At 53.8% G+C, this 14928-nt stretch carries 19 protein-coding genes; 1 reads left to right on the top strand and 18 read right to left on the bottom strand.

What is annotated here, in order from left to right; translation table 11 throughout:
- Positions 1-21 precede the first annotated feature (21 nt).
- The 17 genes from thiK to yceD form a co-directional block, all read right to left on the bottom strand.
- Positions 22-867, bottom strand: coding sequence for a thiamine kinase (gene thiK / locus BL249_RS13165; protein ID WP_099704623.1), 846 nt, complete (start codon positions 865-867; stop codon positions 22-24).
- Complete coding sequence (gene lpoB / locus BL249_RS13160) at positions 854-1450, bottom strand: penicillin-binding protein activator LpoB (protein ID WP_099704646.1); 597 nt, start codon at positions 1448-1450, stop codon at positions 854-856. Before lpoB ends, thiK begins: the two co-directional genes overlap by 14 nt.
- Before the next feature lie 23 nt (positions 1451-1473).
- Entirely contained in the window at positions 1474-1839 is a 366-nt protein-coding gene (locus tag BL249_RS13155) for a YcfL family protein (protein WP_099704622.1), read from the bottom strand.
- 17 nt (positions 1840-1856) lie between these two features.
- The gene (gene hinT, locus BL249_RS13150; protein ID WP_099704621.1) at positions 1857-2207 is read right to left on the bottom strand and encodes a purine nucleoside phosphoramidase; all 351 of its coding nucleotides are present in this window, start codon (positions 2205-2207) and stop codon (positions 1857-1859) included.
- Between the two features lie 191 nt (positions 2208-2398).
- Complete coding sequence (locus tag BL249_RS13145) at positions 2399-3196, bottom strand: metal-dependent hydrolase (protein WP_099704620.1); 798 nt, start codon at positions 3194-3196, stop codon at positions 2399-2401.
- Positions 3196-4194 (bottom strand): DNA polymerase III subunit delta', encoded by a 999-nt coding sequence (gene holB / locus BL249_RS13140; RefSeq protein WP_099704619.1) that lies wholly within the window; start codon positions 4192-4194, stop codon positions 3196-3198. The genes BL249_RS13145 and holB overlap by 1 nt, the downstream gene beginning before the upstream one ends.
- Positions 4191-4823: a dTMP kinase gene (gene tmk / locus BL249_RS13135; protein WP_099704618.1), complete on the bottom strand. Its 633-nt coding sequence runs from the start codon at positions 4821-4823 to the stop codon at positions 4191-4193. The genes holB and tmk overlap by 4 nt, the downstream gene beginning before the upstream one ends.
- The gene (gene mltG / locus BL249_RS13130; RefSeq protein WP_099704617.1) at positions 4813-5829 is read right to left on the bottom strand and encodes an endolytic transglycosylase MltG; all 1017 of its coding nucleotides are present in this window, start codon (positions 5827-5829) and stop codon (positions 4813-4815) included. Before mltG ends, tmk begins: the two co-directional genes overlap by 11 nt.
- Before the next feature lies 1 nt (position 5830).
- Positions 5831-6640, bottom strand: a complete 810-nt coding sequence (gene pabC, locus BL249_RS13125) for an aminodeoxychorismate lyase (protein WP_099704616.1) — start codon at positions 6638-6640, stop codon at positions 5831-5833.
- A gap of 140 nt (positions 6641-6780) precedes the next feature.
- Positions 6781-8022, bottom strand: coding sequence for a beta-ketoacyl-ACP synthase II (gene fabF / locus BL249_RS13120; protein ID WP_099704615.1), 1242 nt, complete (start codon positions 8020-8022; stop codon positions 6781-6783).
- A gap of 86 nt (positions 8023-8108) precedes the next feature.
- Positions 8109-8348: an acyl carrier protein gene (gene acpP / locus BL249_RS13115; RefSeq protein ID WP_099704614.1), complete on the bottom strand. Its 240-nt coding sequence runs from the start codon at positions 8346-8348 to the stop codon at positions 8109-8111.
- 154 nt (positions 8349-8502) lie between these two features.
- The gene (fabG, locus tag BL249_RS13110) at positions 8503-9237 is read right to left on the bottom strand and encodes a 3-oxoacyl-ACP reductase FabG (protein ID WP_099704613.1); all 735 of its coding nucleotides are present in this window, start codon (positions 9235-9237) and stop codon (positions 8503-8505) included.
- A 13-nt stretch (positions 9238-9250) separates the two neighbouring features.
- Positions 9251-10180 (bottom strand): ACP S-malonyltransferase, encoded by a 930-nt coding sequence (gene fabD / locus BL249_RS13105; RefSeq protein WP_099704612.1) that lies wholly within the window; start codon positions 10178-10180, stop codon positions 9251-9253.
- Positions 10181-10195: 15 nt separating this feature from the next.
- Positions 10196-11149, bottom strand: a complete 954-nt coding sequence (locus tag BL249_RS13100) for a beta-ketoacyl-ACP synthase III (RefSeq protein WP_099704611.1) — start codon at positions 11147-11149, stop codon at positions 10196-10198.
- Positions 11150-11155: 6 nt separating this feature from the next.
- Positions 11156-12190, bottom strand: a complete 1035-nt coding sequence (gene plsX, locus BL249_RS13095) for a phosphate acyltransferase PlsX (protein WP_099704610.1) — start codon at positions 12188-12190, stop codon at positions 11156-11158.
- A 26-nt stretch (positions 12191-12216) separates the two neighbouring features.
- Positions 12217-12387: a 50S ribosomal protein L32 gene (gene rpmF, locus BL249_RS13090; protein WP_038626789.1), complete on the bottom strand. Its 171-nt coding sequence runs from the start codon at positions 12385-12387 to the stop codon at positions 12217-12219.
- 14 nt (positions 12388-12401) lie between these two features.
- Positions 12402-12923: a 23S rRNA accumulation protein YceD gene (yceD, locus tag BL249_RS13085; RefSeq protein ID WP_099704609.1), complete on the bottom strand. Its 522-nt coding sequence runs from the start codon at positions 12921-12923 to the stop codon at positions 12402-12404.
- A 142-nt stretch (positions 12924-13065) separates the two neighbouring features.
- Between yceD and BL249_RS13080 the strand changes: the two genes are divergently transcribed.
- Complete coding sequence (locus BL249_RS13080; protein WP_099704645.1) at positions 13066-13653, top strand: Maf family protein; 588 nt, start codon at positions 13066-13068, stop codon at positions 13651-13653.
- 22 nt (positions 13654-13675) lie between these two features.
- On the opposite strand, the gene rluC is transcribed toward BL249_RS13080, so the two are convergent.
- Positions 13676-14629: a 23S rRNA pseudouridine(955/2504/2580) synthase RluC gene (gene rluC, locus BL249_RS13075; protein ID WP_099704608.1), complete on the bottom strand. Its 954-nt coding sequence runs from the start codon at positions 14627-14629 to the stop codon at positions 13676-13678.
- Positions 14630-14928: the final 299 nt, after the last annotated feature.

The following is a 14928-nucleotide window of genomic DNA, read 5'->3' as shown; positions in this document are numbered from 1 at the left end:
GACCCACATCTACCTCATCCATTATGCTGTTTCAATCAGATGCCAGGCATCACGCGCCAGAGTTTTCAGCCCGGCATCCTGACGCTGCTGGTAACGGAGCGTGTACCAGCTGGCCATTAATAATCGCACCCATGGGCGCCAGCGTTCAATCTGTGCAGCCAGTACCGCCCTGTCGAGTGCCATGGTACTGGCGTAAGCATCAAGCCACTTCCCCCAGCCGGCTGCTGAAACGGTAGCCGTACTGTGCAGCATACAAAGCTCCAGCGCAATATCACCGTCAGCAGCATATTCCCAGTCAATCAGACTAAGCCCCTGATCGGTTTGCAACAGGTTTCCACGGTGAATATCCAGATGCAAAGGCGCGTTACGCAGGGCGTCCGGCGTCCCCTGCCGCGCCAGCTTTTTAAGCTCAGCAAGCCAGCGGGGAGTTTTATCACGCGGATGGCAAAGCTGCCAGTAGCGCCACAGCAATGCCGGCAAATTCAACGGAAAGCCTACCGGTGACTGGCGGTGTAAATGACACAGCAATGGCAGCAGGCCGGCTTCAAAATCGGCAGCTGGCAGCGCTGCCGTGCTTTCACCCGGCCTCCAGCTGAGTAACAGCCAGGGCGATTGCCAGCCAAGCGCAACCGGCACGAGACCGCTGGCAGCAAGCTTACGCAGCAGGCGGTATTCCCGCTGACGACAAACGCCGGGAATGTACTGCTGATCCGCCGGCTGACGCCGGGCTATCAGTCGCTGGTCGTCACAGACAAGCTGGTATGTCAGCCCGGTTAAGCCCTGCAGCAATGAAACAGAACCGGCGGCCTGCGCCGCCGGAAACTGCTGAGAAACCAGGCGCGCTAAGCCGGGCTCAGTTCTGTACAACGCCGTTACCGGACCAGATAATTTCACCGCTTTGTACCAGCATTAACATCATTTGCACCGTCGGGCTTTTGACATCACCGTTGACGCTAGTATAAAGCACATACTGGGCGCTGGCGGCCCGGGCGATACCAATGGCTTTACTGCGGGTAGACAGGCTGTCTTCAGCTGACAACCCAAGACTCTGCCGCGCGGCTTCCAGCTGCGGCGCCGATACCAGCGTAAATAGTTTCTGATCGCTCAGCGCAGCACTCACCGCACTGGTTACTTTTGCTGACTGAATGCTGCCGTTAGTATTGTTACGCACCCCGGCAACCAGCAGAACGCTGCCAGGCGTAACCCCTTCAGTTCGCAGCATTTTTGCCACCAGCGGCCTGACGCTGGCATCCCAGTTAAGCGATTGCAATTTAGGCGGCTGGGGGACGGTCTCAGGCGGCTGCGGTGGTTCAACCGGTTCCTGCGGTGCCGTTACCGGCGGTTGTACCGGGTGTACCGGTTGCGTGGGTTCAACGGGCGCCGGTTTTTGCTGAACAATACAGCCACTGAGCAGCAGAGACAGCGCCAGCAATCCCGCCAATCTGGTTATACGCTTTTCCACACCTTCTCCCCTTAAAGATAAAGATAAAGTCTGACCTTACTCGCCGTCAGGTTGCCGGTCAGAGACGCTATGCCAGCTTTACTATGTGCGGGTACCGTAATTGCGCGCGCTTTCTCGAAAGGCAGTATCTGCAGACCGCGATCGTCATACCAGTAAAAACGGTAATTAATCCTCACCGCATGCTCCTGCTCATTATAGAGCGTCGCCGATGCCCGTTGCTGACCGTTACTTTCAGCAATAACTGGCTGCGTGGTGGTAATTCCTGCAGACAGCACCGCTGATTCCATCACCAGCGATTGTGACGTATTAATCACTGTCCGATCGCGACTACAAGCCGCAAGCAGCAGTATCATCAGAATAAGCCAGGCCTGACGCATTATCGTTCCACTCCGGATTAACGGGCCAGCATAGGTCCCAGCGGGCGTCCACCCACCAGATGCATATGAAGATGATAAACCTCCTGACCGCCATGCTCATTGCAGTTGACAATCAGCCGGTAGCCTTGTTGCGCAATCCCTTCCTGACGGGCAATTTTCGCCGCAACGCTAAATAACCGTCCCAGCGCGGCCTCGTGTTCGGGTAACACATCGTTGCTGGTAGCGATGACCACGTTGGGAATAATTAAAATATGGCTAGGTGCTTTCGGTGAAATATCGCGGAAAGCGGTGACAAGCTCGTCCTGATAGACAATATCGGCCGGAATTTCGCGACGAATTATTTTACTAAAAATGGTTTCTTCAGCCATGATGCACGTCCTTAGCGATAGGATAATTTTTACAATACGCCTGCCAATTCATTTTGTCAGTATGAGCGGAAAACCTGTTTACTTTCAAACTAAAAGCGCGGCTTACGTACGCTAAGCAGGTTTCACCGCCCTACACACCGGTTTAGCATAGCGGGCAATCAGTATTAGAGGGTAACACTGATCTGTTTCTCTCATTGCGCCGTAGCCAGCTTTTGCGGAGCAATGTGAAATAAGCGGCAAAAATTCGCGGTGGTAACCTCGGCCAGCTGCGCCAGCGTGACGCCTTTCAGCACCGCCAGATATTCAGCAACATCACGGGTATAGGCCGGCTGATTTTGTTTACCCCGATGTGGCACGGGGGCCAGATAGGGGGAATCAGTTTCAACCAGCATACGTTCCAGCGGCACATAGCGGACAACATCACGCAGTGCCTCAGCATTGCGAAATGTGACAATGCCGGAAAAAGAAATATAAAAACCTAAATCAAGCAGCTGTTCTGCGGTCTGCCGGTCTTCGGTGAAACAGTGCAGCACACCACCGCACTCCTGCGCCTGCTCTTCACGCAACAACGCCAGCGTATCTTCGCGCGCGTCGCGCGTATGTACAATCACCGGTTTGTTTAACTGGCGTCCAACCCGAATATGTTCGCGAAAGGCGGCCTGCTGACGCGGACGGGTTTCCGGGTGATAATAATAATCCAGCCCGGTCTCACCGAGCGCAACCACCCGTTTATCTGCCGCCAGACGATGAAGTTCACTGAAATCCCATTCATCCTGTTGATTAAGCGGGTGGACACCGCAGGAGAAGGCAACGTTATCGCGTTCACCAATTTGTGCAACCATCGCCTGGTAACCGGGTAAGGTGGTGGCCACCGCCAGACAAAACCGCACGTCACGCGCGGCGGCTTTCGCCAGTACATCATCAATGTCGCGGTGTAAATTCTGATAATCCAGGCCATCAAGGTGGCAATGGGAGTCAACAATAAACATTATCCGTTTTCCTGTAACGGGCTGGCAGCCAGAAGCTTTTCCCAGCGTAATAAGCAATCGGTCAGCAGTAATTCACGATTAACGGCCGCTACCGTTAGCAGCTGTTCACGACAGTGCATCCACTGACGCAGGCTTTCATCGAGCACCCTGGCCGGTAAACGGCTGGCAATCTGACTTACCAGCGTCTGGCTGTCAATATTTGCCAGCGACAGGGCACCATTTTGCTGCCATTTCAGCGCGTCGAGCAGCAGCGTACACAGCCAGCCGAGACGTTCAGCAACGTCATCATGATTGAGCAGGGGCAGCAGGCTTAACATATCCTCAGACAATGCGCCAGGCAGCCCCTGACATAGCGCGTGACGCGCCGCCCAGCGCTTGTCGTCCAGCAGCCCGAGTGCGGCGACCGGTGCGCCGCTGCTCAGCCGCAGCGCAGTAATGATTTCCTCCGCACTTTTTTGCGTCTGACTGTGCAACCACTGCTGACTGAAAGTCTCTTCCGGCGGCGCCAGATGCCAGCTGATACAGCGGCTGCGCAGCGTTGCCAGTAGCCGTCCTGGCTGGTGACTGCACAGGATAAACCAGGTACTGTCCGGCGGTTCTTCCAGCGTTTTTAGCAAAGCATTGGCGGCCGCTTCTGTCAGCTGGCCGGCAGCGGGAAGCCAGACTATTTTTTCCCCGCCTTGCTGTGCGCGGTGGTAAAGTTTTTCTGTCACCTGACGCACGGCATCAATTCCCAGCGCGCTTTTACCCGGTTCTGCTTCAAGCCGGTACCAGTCGGGATGGGTCATCGCCTGCATAAGCTGGCAGCTGTGACAATGGCCGCAGCTCTTCAGACCGTCACGCTGCTGGCACATCAGCCAGCGGCTCAGCCCCCAGACCAGCGATGCGTCCCCCATACCTGGTTGTGCCTGTATCAGCAACGCATGATGTGCCCGTCCCTGCTGGTGCTGTTCAACCAGCTGTCGGTATGGGGCCGTCAGCCAGGGATACCAGTTCATGATTGTTTCCTGAGCCAGTTTGTCAGGGTATGACGAATCTCAGCACTCACCACATCCAGTGGCTGCATTGCATTAATGGTAATGATACGGCTATCCGCTGCGGCCAGCGCCAGATAGCGCTCTCGGGTGCGGTGAAAAAAGTTAAGTGACTCCTGTTCTATCCGGTCAAGCGCACCGCGCGCCCTGGCGCGCTGCAGGCCGGTTTCAGGCAGAACGTCCAGATAGAGTGTAAGGTCCGGGGTAAAATCCCCCAGAACAGCCTGGCGCAAGGTTGTCATCAGAGTGGTATCCAGGCCACGTCCCCCGCCCTGATAGGCCTGTGAAGAAAGGTCATGGCGATCGCCAATTACCCAGCTACCGCGTGCCAGCGCAGGTTTAATGACATTTTCCACCAGCTGAACACGGGCAGCATAGAGCATCAGCAGCTCCGCCTGGTCAGTTATTACTTCACCATCGACACCCTGCTTAATCAGCTCGCGTAGCTTTTCCGCCAGCGGTGTACCGCCGGGTTCACGGGTAAACACGATATCGCGAATACCCTGCTGTTGCAGTCCGGCTACCAGCGCATCACGTGCAGTCGTTTTGCCTGCACCTTCCAGCCCTTCAATGACAATAAACTTACTTTTCATGCTTTTCCTTTTCTATTTGTCGCCAGGCTGCTACCGCACGGTTATGACTGACCAGATTAGTGGTAAAAGTATGGCCACCTTTACCGTCAGCGACAAAATAGAGAAAATCCGTTTTGTCCGGGTGTGCTGCGGCCTCCAGCGAGGCTTTACCGGGCATAGCTATTGGTCCCGGTGGCAAACCGGTAATCGTATAAGTATTGTAAGGGCCTGGCGTTTCAAGATCGGCGCGCGTCAGCATGCCTTTATAGTTATCACCCATACCGTAAATCACCGTCGGATCGGTTTGCAGCCGCATCCCCAGACGTAATCTGTTAATAAAGACCGAAGCCACCCGGGTACGTTCTGCCGGTATTGCCGTCTCTTTTTCCACAATCGATGCCATGGTGATCATGGCGGTAGGATCGGCATAGGGCAACCCTTCACTGCGCGTTTGCCATAGCGGTTCTACTATCTGCTTCATGCGCGCATTGGCACGTTTAAGGATTGCTACATCGCTGGTATTGGCTGTGTAGGCATAGGTATCCGGATAAAACCAGCCTTCTGCACCATTTTTCAGATCGAGTGCTTTTTCAACCGCTGCGGCATTATCCTCACTCAGGGTATGCTTAATATAGGGCGCCGAACGCAGCTGCTGCAACCATTCGCTCAGACGGGAGCCCTCGACAAATCGCAGTGGAAACTGGGCCTCTTTGCCACTGGCCAGCAATGCCAGCATCTGCCTCACCGTCATGGTTGGCTGAAAGCGATAGGTACCGGCTTTAAATTTTGCCAGCGCCGGTTCGCTCTTTAACAGCAGGTCAAACCAGAGTCCGGAATCAATCACGTTTTGTTGTACCAGTAACGCTTCCAGTCCGACGCGGCCGGTGCCGGCGGGCAAAGTAAAAATCAATTCCTGGCTGAGTTTCAGCCGGGAAGCGGCAAACTGTTTCACCTTCCAGTAAACGCCTGCGGCGGCGATGATCAACACCACCAGCACGCTGCAAAGTAACCTGCGTTTTTTTTTCATATTATTTCCATTCGTCATGGTTTGCCGTTAGCTGATGATAAAATTCACGAGACGAATAACGGTATGTCTCAGCCTGATAAACCGGCAGCAGCGGCATCAACGCATTACAAATCAAAACTTCGTCGGCATCACGCAATACCGCCGGAGTCTCGCGCACGCAGGCCACCGTCCAGCCCAGTGTTTTTGCCTGTTGGATCAGACGATGGCGGGCCAGACCGGCCACACCACAGCGGGTTAAATCCGGGGTAAACAGTTGTTTCCCCTTGCGCCAGAACAGGTTAGCGGCACAGCATTCCACCAGCCACCCTTGAGTGTCAAGCACCAGCGCTTCGTCTGCCGTACTGGCATCAAGTTCGTTGCGAATCAGTACCTGCTCAAGGCGATTAAGATGTTTCAAACCTGCCAGCAGCGGATTCAGGCCTAAGGGGGTCTTCACCTGCATCAGTCGCACCCCCTTCTCGCGCAGAGCGGCATAATGCTCAGGATAGGCGGAACAGCGAACAATTCGCGTGGCATCACCACAGCCGGCAGGGCTGTAGCCCCTGCCTCCGCTGCCGCGGGTAATAACCACCTTCAGCACGGCTTCATCGTGCTGCGCGGCGAGGGTTTGCATCTCCCTGTCAAGCGCCGGCCATTGTTCAAAAGCAATTATCAACCGCTGACAGGCTTCCTTAAGACGGGCCAGGTGTGCGGGCTGCCAGATCACGCGGCCATGGCGGACCCGGGCGGTGGTAAAACAGCCATCGCCAAACTGCAGGCCACGGTCGCTGGCGGCAAGCTGATGCTGTGCAATCCCGTTGATCAGTATCACTGGTTTTCCCGTTTTGTCGCGTTGATGTAAGAGTACCTGTCACAGCGACAGGAATCACCTCTAGCAAATAAGGATTATTCAGTATGTGAAAAGGCCCGCATTGCGGGCCCTGATTTGTGCGCCTGAGGCAATACTCACGGTTAAATACGCCGGAAAATCAGCGAACCGTTGGTACCGCCAAAGCCGAAAGAGTTACACAGCGTGTAATCCAGCGCGTTTACCTGACGGGCGGTATGGGGTACAAAATCCAGATCGCATCCCTCATCCGGGTTATCCAGATTGATGGTGGGCGGAATGACCCGATCGCGCAGCGCCAGAATCGAATAAATCGCTTCTATTGCTCCCGCCGCGCCAAGCAAATGCCCGGTCATCGATTTCGTTGAGCTGACCATCACCTGACCGGCCGCATTGCCAAACACCGACTTCACGGCCTGAGCTTCGGCGATATCGCCGGCAGGTGTTGAAGTCCCATGAGCGTTGATATAACCGATCTGTTCAGGGTTAATTTGCGCATCACGAATGGCATTGACCATGGCCAGCGCGGCACCTGCACCATCATCCGGCGGAGAGGTCATATGATACGCATCGCTGCTCATGCCAAAACCAACCACCTCCGCGTAAATTTTTGCGCCGCGTTTTTTGGCGTGTTCATACTCTTCCAGTACCAGAATACCGGCACCATCACCCAGGACAAAGCCATCACGATCTTTATCCCACGGCCGGCTGGCAGCCTGCGGATCTTCATTGCGGGTAGAGAGCGCCCGCGCGGCACCAAATCCGCCGACACCCAGAGGCGTACTGGCTTTTTCCGCACCACCGGCCAGCATCACATCGGCATCATTGTAAGCAATGATGCGCGCCGCATGGCCAATATTATGCACGCCGGTAGTACAGGCGGTCGCAATAGAAATGCTCGGTCCTTTCAGGCCGTACATAATCGTTAAATGGCCTGCGACCATATTAACAATGGTAGAAGGCACAAAAAACGGGCTGATTTTCCGCGGACCGCCGTTAACCAGCGAACTGTGGTTTTCTTCAATCAGACCAAGTCCGCCAATACCAGAACCAATTGCGGCCCCAATACGGCTGGCATTTTCATCGGTGACAGCCAGGCCAGAATCCTGCATGGCCTGAACGCCTGCAACAACCCCATATTGAATGAATGCATCCATCTTGCGCTGATCTTTGCGCGAGATAATGTCATCACAATTAAAATCTTTCACCAGACCTGCAAAACGCGTTGCGTAAGTACTGGTATCAAAATGGTCGATCGGGCCGATGCCACTCTGTCCGGCAAGGAGAGCACTCCAGGTTGACTCTACGGTATTGCCGACAGGAGACAACATGCCCAGACCGGTCACAACTACACGACGCTTAGACACGTTCGTCCTCCAGGGAGGGTAAACTTAGAATAATATGGGACGCTGCATAAAACTCAGGCGGTCAACTGACCGCCTGGGAAGTTCACTTAGTTAGTCTTATGTGCGTTGATGTAATCTATCGCTTTCTGAACGTCAGTGATCTTCTCTGCTTCTTCGTCCGGAATCTCAGTATCAAACTCTTCTTCCAGAGCCATAACCAGCTCAACAGTGTCAAGAGAATCAGCACCCAGATCTTCTACGAAAGAAGCACTGTTAATCACTTCTTCTTCTTTCACACCCAGCTGCTCGGCAATGATTTTCTTAACGCGTTGTTCGATGTCGCTCATACTATTAAATTTCCTATCAAAACTCGCTTTCGCGATGGTTTTCGTAGTGTATAAAAAGTTGAAAAAGATGCAACTAAATCCCGGCTGGTCTAACCACGATTTGACGTTATTTTGCGTGAATCACCCCAAATAACGCAAATAGATTTCGTGATTATCAGACCATATACATTCCGCCATTGACGTGAAGCGTCTCACCGGTAATGTACGCCGCCTCGTCAGAAGCTAAAAATGCAACGGCACTGGCAATTTCCTGTGGGTCGCCCAGACGACCCGCCGGAACCCCGGCCAGAATGCCGGCCCGTTGGTCTTCATTCAATGCTCGTGTCATATCCGTTTCAATAAACCCCGGAGCCACGACGTTAACAGTAATGCCCCGTGACGCCACTTCACGCGCCAGGGATTTACTGAACCCGATCAATCCCGCCTTTGCTGCAGCGTAATTTGCCTGGCCCGCGTTGCCCATTGTGCCGACAACCGAACCGATGGTAATAATCCGGCCCGTACGTTTCTTCATCATGGCACGCATCACCGCCTTGGAGAGACGGAACACCGATGTCAGATTGGTGTTGAGGATATCCTGCCACTCGTCATCTTTCATGCGCATGAGAAGATTGTCACGGGTGATGCCTGCATTATTAACTAAAATGTCCACTTCGCCAAACTCAGCGCGAATTTTTTCCAGCGCGCTGTCAATTGAGGCGGCATCGGTCACGTCAAGTGCCAGACCCATACCGTTATTGCCCAGATAATCATCAATGGCGCTGGCGCCCTTTTCACTGGTGGCGGTGCCAATAACTCTGGCACCACGTGAAACCAGCGTTTCAGCAATCGCCCGACCGATACCGCGACTGGCACCGGTCACCAGGGCTATCTTCCCATCAAAACTCATGGTTTTCCTCGTGTTATTGTTCAAGCGCTGCGGTTAACGTTGCCGGGTCATTCACGGCTGACGCATTCAGGGTGTTATCAATACGTTTGGTCAGTCCGGTAAGCACTTTTCCCGGCCCGATTTCCAGCAGCGATGTCACGCCCTGAGCGGCCATAAATTCCACGCTTTCGGTCCAGCGAACCGGATTATAGAGCTGACGAACCAGCGCATCGCGAATAGCATCAGCGTCAGTTTCACATTTTACATCAACATTATTTACCACCGGAAAAACCGGGGTACTAAAGGAAATTTTTTCCAGCGCCAGCGCCAGCTGTTCTGCTGCCGGCTTCATCAGCGCACAGTGTGAAGGCACACTGACTGGTAACGGCAGCGCGCGCTTGGCGCCGGCGGCTTTGCAGGCGGCACCGGCACGTTCCACGGCATCTTTATTTCCGGCAATCACCACCTGACCGGGGGAATTAAAATTGACCGGCGCAACCACCTCTCCTTGCGCAGAGGCTTCACAGGCTTGAGCAATAGCCGCATCATCCAGGCCGATAATAGCCTGCATCGCCCCCGTGCCCTCTGGCACCGCTTGCTGCATCAGCTGGCCACGCAATTCCACCAGTTTAACCGCGTCGGTAAAGCGCATCACGCCGGCACAAACCAGCGCGGAATACTCGCCGAGACTGTGGCCTGCCAGCAGTGCTGGCTGTGGCCCATTTTGCTGCTGCCAAAGGCGAAAAACCGCAACTGAGGCCGCCAGCAACGCCGGCTGAGTTTGCCAGGTTTTGTTTAGCGCTTCTGCCGGCCCCTGCTGCACCAGCTGCCAGAGATCATAATCCAGCACGGCCGAAGCTTCACGAAATGTCTCCTCAACCAGCGGGAATGCCGCCGCCAGTTCTGCCAGCATGCCAACCGTCTGCGATCCCTGACCGGGAAAAACCATTGCCAATTGCGTCATCATTTTTTCCTGTTATTAAAAACGAACCAGCGCGGAACCCCAGGTAAATCCGCCGCCAAAGGCTTCCAGCAAAATTAACTGACCACGCTGAATACGTCCGTCACGGACCGCTTCATCCAGCGCAGCGGGAACTGAGGCGGCCGAGGTGTTGCCATGACGGTCAAGCGTCACCACCACTTTGTCCATACCCATGCCAAGTTTTTTCGCCGTCGCGCTGATAATCCGCAGATTAGCCTGATGCGGCACCAGCCAGTCAAGTTCACTGCGATCCAGCTGGTTGGCACTGAGCGTTTCTTCAACAATATGTGCCAGTTCAGTGACCGCAACTTTAAACACTTCGTTGCCGGACATGGTCAGCCAGGTTGCTTCTGCCTGCGGGTCGCGTGACGGATAAGGCAGCGTCAGCAACTGGCCATAACGGCCATCAGCATGCAGGTGCGTTGAAATAATTCCTGGCGCCTCACTGGCGCCCAGCACCACGGCACCGGCACCATCACCAAACAAAATGACGGTACCGCGATCTTCAGGATTCAGTGTGCGCACCAGCGCATCAGAACCTATAACTAAGGCATATTTCAGCGCGCCATTTTTAACATACTGATCGGCAATGCTCAGGGCGTAGGTAAAACCGGCACAAGCCGCTGCAATATCAAATGCCGCGCAGTCATTAATTTCCAGCTGTTGCTGGATAATACAGGCCGAACTGGGAAAGGCATGGCTGGACGAAGTGGTCGCAACAATGATTAATCCGATATCTTCTTTCCTGATGCCGGCCATTTCCAGTGCGTTCTTCGCCGCCTGGGTGCCCATAGAGGCAACCGTTTCGTCAGCAGCAGCAACGCGCCGTTCACGAATACCGGTGCGCGTAACTATCCACTCATCCGAGGTATCCACCATTTTTTCCAGATCGGCGTTAGTACGCACCTGTGCGGGCAAATAACTGCCCGTACCAAGAATCTTTGTATACATGTACACTTAGTCGCTCTTTGGTAATACCGCTTCAAGGCGCACGGCGATCCGTTGCGGAACCTGCCGTTGCACCGCCTGCTCTGCCTGCTGAATTGCCACCATAAAAGCCCGCTGGTTGGCAGCGCCATGACTTTTAATAACGGTAGCGCGCAATCCTAACAGGCAGGCGCCATTGTATTGATCGGGGTTGAGATGGCCGAAGCGCGTTGCCAGCCGCCGCTGTATCCAGCGACCCAGCAGTGTCATCCACCAGACCCGTTTTTGCCCTTCACCCTGCGATTTCAGCAGCGAAAGAAACATTCTTACCACGCCTTCCATGGTTTTCAGCGTAACATTGCCGACGAAACCATCGCAAACCAGCACGTCTGTTTTTCCGCTAAGAAGATCGTTACCTTCAAGATAACCAATGTAGTTGATATTGGCTGACGCTCGCAGTATTTCTGCGGCATCACGGATCGTATCCAGCCCTTTACTCTCTTCCTGACCGATGTTAAGTAAAGCAAGGCGCGGATTGGCAATTGCCAGCACTTCTTCCGCCATCACCGCCCCCATCACCGCAAACTGCACCAGCATAGTACTATCAGAATCGACGTTAGCGCCTAAATCGAGCACGACGGTTTTTCCCTGCTGCTGATGAGGCAGTACGGTCATTAACGCCGGACGTTCAATGCCCTCCAGCGGTTTAAGCAATAGTTTTGCCAGCCCCATCAACGCCCCGGTATTTCCCGCGCTGATACAAGCCTGTGCCTTACCTTCTTTAACCATCTCCAGCGCGATGCGCATCGAAGAGCCGCGACTGTGGCGGATCGCCTGAGAGGGTTTGGCATCACTGGCGATAACTGATTCAGCGGCAATAATCTGCACGCGTTCACGCAGGGCGGAATCAGCTTTAGAAAGTGATGATGAGAGAGCGTCGGCGTCACCGACCAGCAGGAGATGTAACTGCAAATTTGCGGCCAGTGCCTGCAATGCAGCAGGCACTGTGACGCAGGGACCGAAATCCCCGCCCATGGCATCAATCGCCAGGGTCAAACGAGTCAAAGTATCGCCTTGCGCAGCCGCAAGAATTACTTAACGATAACTTTGCGACCGCGGTAGTAACCATCCGCAGTGATGTGGTGACGCAGATGAGTTTCGCCAGAAACTTTATCTACTGACAGAGTGGACGTAGTCAGCGCGTCATGTGAACGACGCATACCACGCTTGGAACGGGTTGGTTTATTCTGTTGTACGGCCATGGACCTTACTCCTATTACTTACGCTTTAAACTGGCTAATACGGCAAATGGATTTGGTTTTTCTGCCTCTTCAGGCAACTTGCCAAAAACCATGTCCGCTTCGGACACTTCACAGTGTTCAGAATCATGCACCGGTACCACAGGCAAGGCGAGAATAATTTCATCTTCAATCAATGCCAGCAGGTTGATTTCGCCAAATTCGTCGACATCAACCGGCTCGTAGGCTTCCGGTAATGCTTCGGCCTGATCGTCACTTCTGACCGGGCTGAAACAGTAGCTTACGTCGACCTTGTGTGCAAACGGCTGTCCACAACGCTGACAAGTCAGCGTTACCTCAACCTTTGCACTGCCGCTCAATACAGCAAGACGCTGACTGTCGATGGCAAAGGTCATTGCACATTCCACATCACTGTCCACGCTGGCGACTGACCCGGCGACACGCTCAACCTGTTCGGGGGTATAAATACCCTGGTAATCAAGGCGTTTCTGAGCAGTACGGATCGGATCAAGCGTCAGGGGTAATTTTACCTTTTGCATAGGGCGCGCATATTAACTTTGTAACGACATAGAGTCAAAGAAAAAGGCCGTTTTCCAGCATCTTTCACCCAGTATTCGCATCCAATGCGGCGCACAGTTTAAAATGAGAGTTCTTTTAACGCTACAAGTTGTGAAAAAAATTATGCCTCAGCTGGTTTTAGCTTCCACATCCCCTTTTCGCAAATCTTTACTCGTGACACTGGGATTACCATTTATTAGCGCCGCGCCGCAGGTTGATGAAAGCGCACAGCCCGGAGAACTGGCGCCGGCACTGGTTCAGCGTCTGGCGACCGCCAAAGCGCTGGCGCTGGCCAGCCGCTATCCGCAACATCTGATTATTGGCAGCGATCAGGTCTGTGTGCTGGATGGCCAGATTACCGGTAAACCGCATACGGCGCAGGCCGCCTGCCAGCAGCTCACCCGCGCCAGTGGTCAATGCGTCGCTTTTTATACTGGCCTTGCGCTGTTTGATAGCCGTAATAATCAGCTGCAACAGTGTTGTGAACCGTTCGACGTCTATTTCCGCAACCTGAGTGAACAGGAGATTAGTCGCTATGTTGCACGCGAACAACCGCTGAACTGTGCCGGCAGTTTTAAAAGTGAAGGGCTGGGCATTAGTCTTTTTGAACGGCTTGACGGGCGCGATCCCAACGCCCTGATTGGCCTGCCGCTTATTGCCCTGTGTGCCATGTTACGTCAGGCTGGCTACGATCCGCTGTTGCAGGCCTGATAGTCGGGTATGACGGGCCGGCCTAAGCTTTCGTCCGTAACGCTGACAAACAGGCTTTCAGCGCGTTGTCCAGCGGTGCTTCAACGCGCAGTGTCTCGCCAGAAACCGGATGGCTAAAGGTCAACGCGGCAGCATGCAAAAACAGTCGGGACAGGCCCGTGGAGGCCAGTTCGCGGTCAAAAACTGTATCGCCATAACGATCGTCAAAAGCGATCGGGTGGCCTGCATGCAGGCTATGAACACGTATCTGATGAGTCCGGCCGGTAACCGGGCTGGCTTTTACCAGCGTAGCGTTGGCAAAACGCGATTCAACTTTAAAGCGGGTTTCCGACGGTTTACCCTCAGCGCTCACGCGCACAACTCTTTCTCCACTTTGCAAAATATTTTTCAGCAACGGTGCCTGCACCACTTTCAGATGCGAAGGCCAGTTACCGCGGACCAGCGCCAGGTACTCCTTTTGCATGCCTTTATCACGCAGCTGGCTATGCAGCGCACGCAGGGCCGAGCGTTTTTTAGCAATCAGCAGCACGCCTGAAGTATCGCGGTCGAGTCGATGAACCAGCTCAAGGAAACGCGCCTGTGGTCGCAGCGCTCTCAGCCCTTCAATTACCCCAAAGCTTAAGCCGCTACCGCCATGCACAGCGGTGCCTGACGGTTTGTTCAGCACCAGAATAGCGTCATCTTCGTACAGGATACAGGCTTCCAGAGAGGCCACTTTTTCCAGCCTGGGTGAGACAACGGCGTCATCACGCTCCGCCACTCTGACCGGTGGAATACGGACTTCATCACCGCTCTCCAGTTTATATTCGGGCTTGATGCGTTTTTTATTCACCCGTACTTCGCCTTTACGCAAAATACGATAGATCATGCTCTTTGGCACACCTTTGAGCCGGGCACGTAAAAAGTTGTCGATTCGCTGCCCCGCTTCATCGTCGGAGATTGTCACATTTTGAACGGAAGGAGATGTCGTTTTCATGGTGGGCGATTCTAATTACCGTGCGGGCATAGCGCCACTTCTTTTTCTGTGCTTAACTGACAGTCAGACCTGTTAAAAAAAAGGTTTGTGCAGATTTTTTAAGCGACAGGGGTTAAAACCACGTCCTCGCTAATTTAAAGCCGCATTAAACTCTCAGGGTCGGAAAAGTCACCTTGCTATCTCTGGGTTTGCAATGGAATAATACACAGGTTTTCCTGCAAACTTTGCGAAAACAAGAAAAAAGCGTATTAATAATATTTTGCCGGATAGCACATACACGCAGCAATGGCGTAAGACGT

The sequence above is a fragment of the Erwinia sp. OLFS4 genome (assembly GCF_002752165.1).
Lineage (GTDB): Bacteria > Pseudomonadota > Gammaproteobacteria > Enterobacterales > Enterobacteriaceae > Izhakiella.
Note: the sequence above shows the minus strand (reverse complement) of the source record. Positions and strands in the feature narration are given on the sequence as shown.

Coding starts and splice junctions, on each gene's coding strand:
- fabD (WP_099704612.1), bottom strand. CDS start 10,180: ATGACGCAATTGGCAATGGTTTTTCCCGGTCAGGGATCGCAGACGGTT.
- mltG (WP_099704617.1), bottom strand. CDS start 5,829: ATGAAAAAAAAACGCAGGTTACTTTGCAGCGTGCTGGTGGTGTTGATC.
- BL249_RS13145 (WP_099704620.1), bottom strand. CDS start 3,196: ATGTTTATTGTTGACTCCCATTGCCACCTTGATGGCCTGGATTATCAG.
- hinT (WP_099704621.1), bottom strand. CDS start 2,207: ATGGCTGAAGAAACCATTTTTAGTAAAATAATTCGTCGCGAAATTCCG.
- acpP (WP_099704614.1), bottom strand. CDS start 8,348: ATGAGCGACATCGAACAACGCGTTAAGAAAATCATTGCCGAGCAGCTG.
- tmk (WP_099704618.1), bottom strand. CDS start 4,823: ATGAAAAGTAAGTTTATTGTCATTGAAGGGCTGGAAGGTGCAGGCAAA.
- rluC (WP_099704608.1), bottom strand. CDS start 14,629: ATGAAAACGACATCTCCTTCCGTTCAAAATGTGACAATCTCCGACGAT.
- rpmF (WP_038626789.1), bottom strand. CDS start 12,387: ATGGCCGTACAACAGAATAAACCAACCCGTTCCAAGCGTGGTATGCGT.
- yceD (WP_099704609.1), bottom strand. CDS start 12,923: ATGCAAAAGGTAAAATTACCCCTGACGCTTGATCCGATCCGTACTGCT.
- holB (WP_099704619.1), bottom strand. CDS start 4,194: ATGAACTGGTATCCCTGGCTGACGGCCCCATACCGACAGCTGGTTGAA.
- fabG (WP_099704613.1), bottom strand. CDS start 9,237: ATGAGTTTTGATGGGAAGATAGCCCTGGTGACCGGTGCCAGTCGCGGT.
- BL249_RS13080 (WP_099704645.1), top strand. CDS start 13,066: ATGCCTCAGCTGGTTTTAGCTTCCACATCCCCTTTTCGCAAATCTTTA.
- BL249_RS13155 (WP_099704622.1), bottom strand. CDS start 1,839: ATGCGTCAGGCCTGGCTTATTCTGATGATACTGCTGCTTGCGGCTTGT.
- BL249_RS13100 (WP_099704611.1), bottom strand. CDS start 11,149: ATGTATACAAAGATTCTTGGTACGGGCAGTTATTTGCCCGCACAGGTG.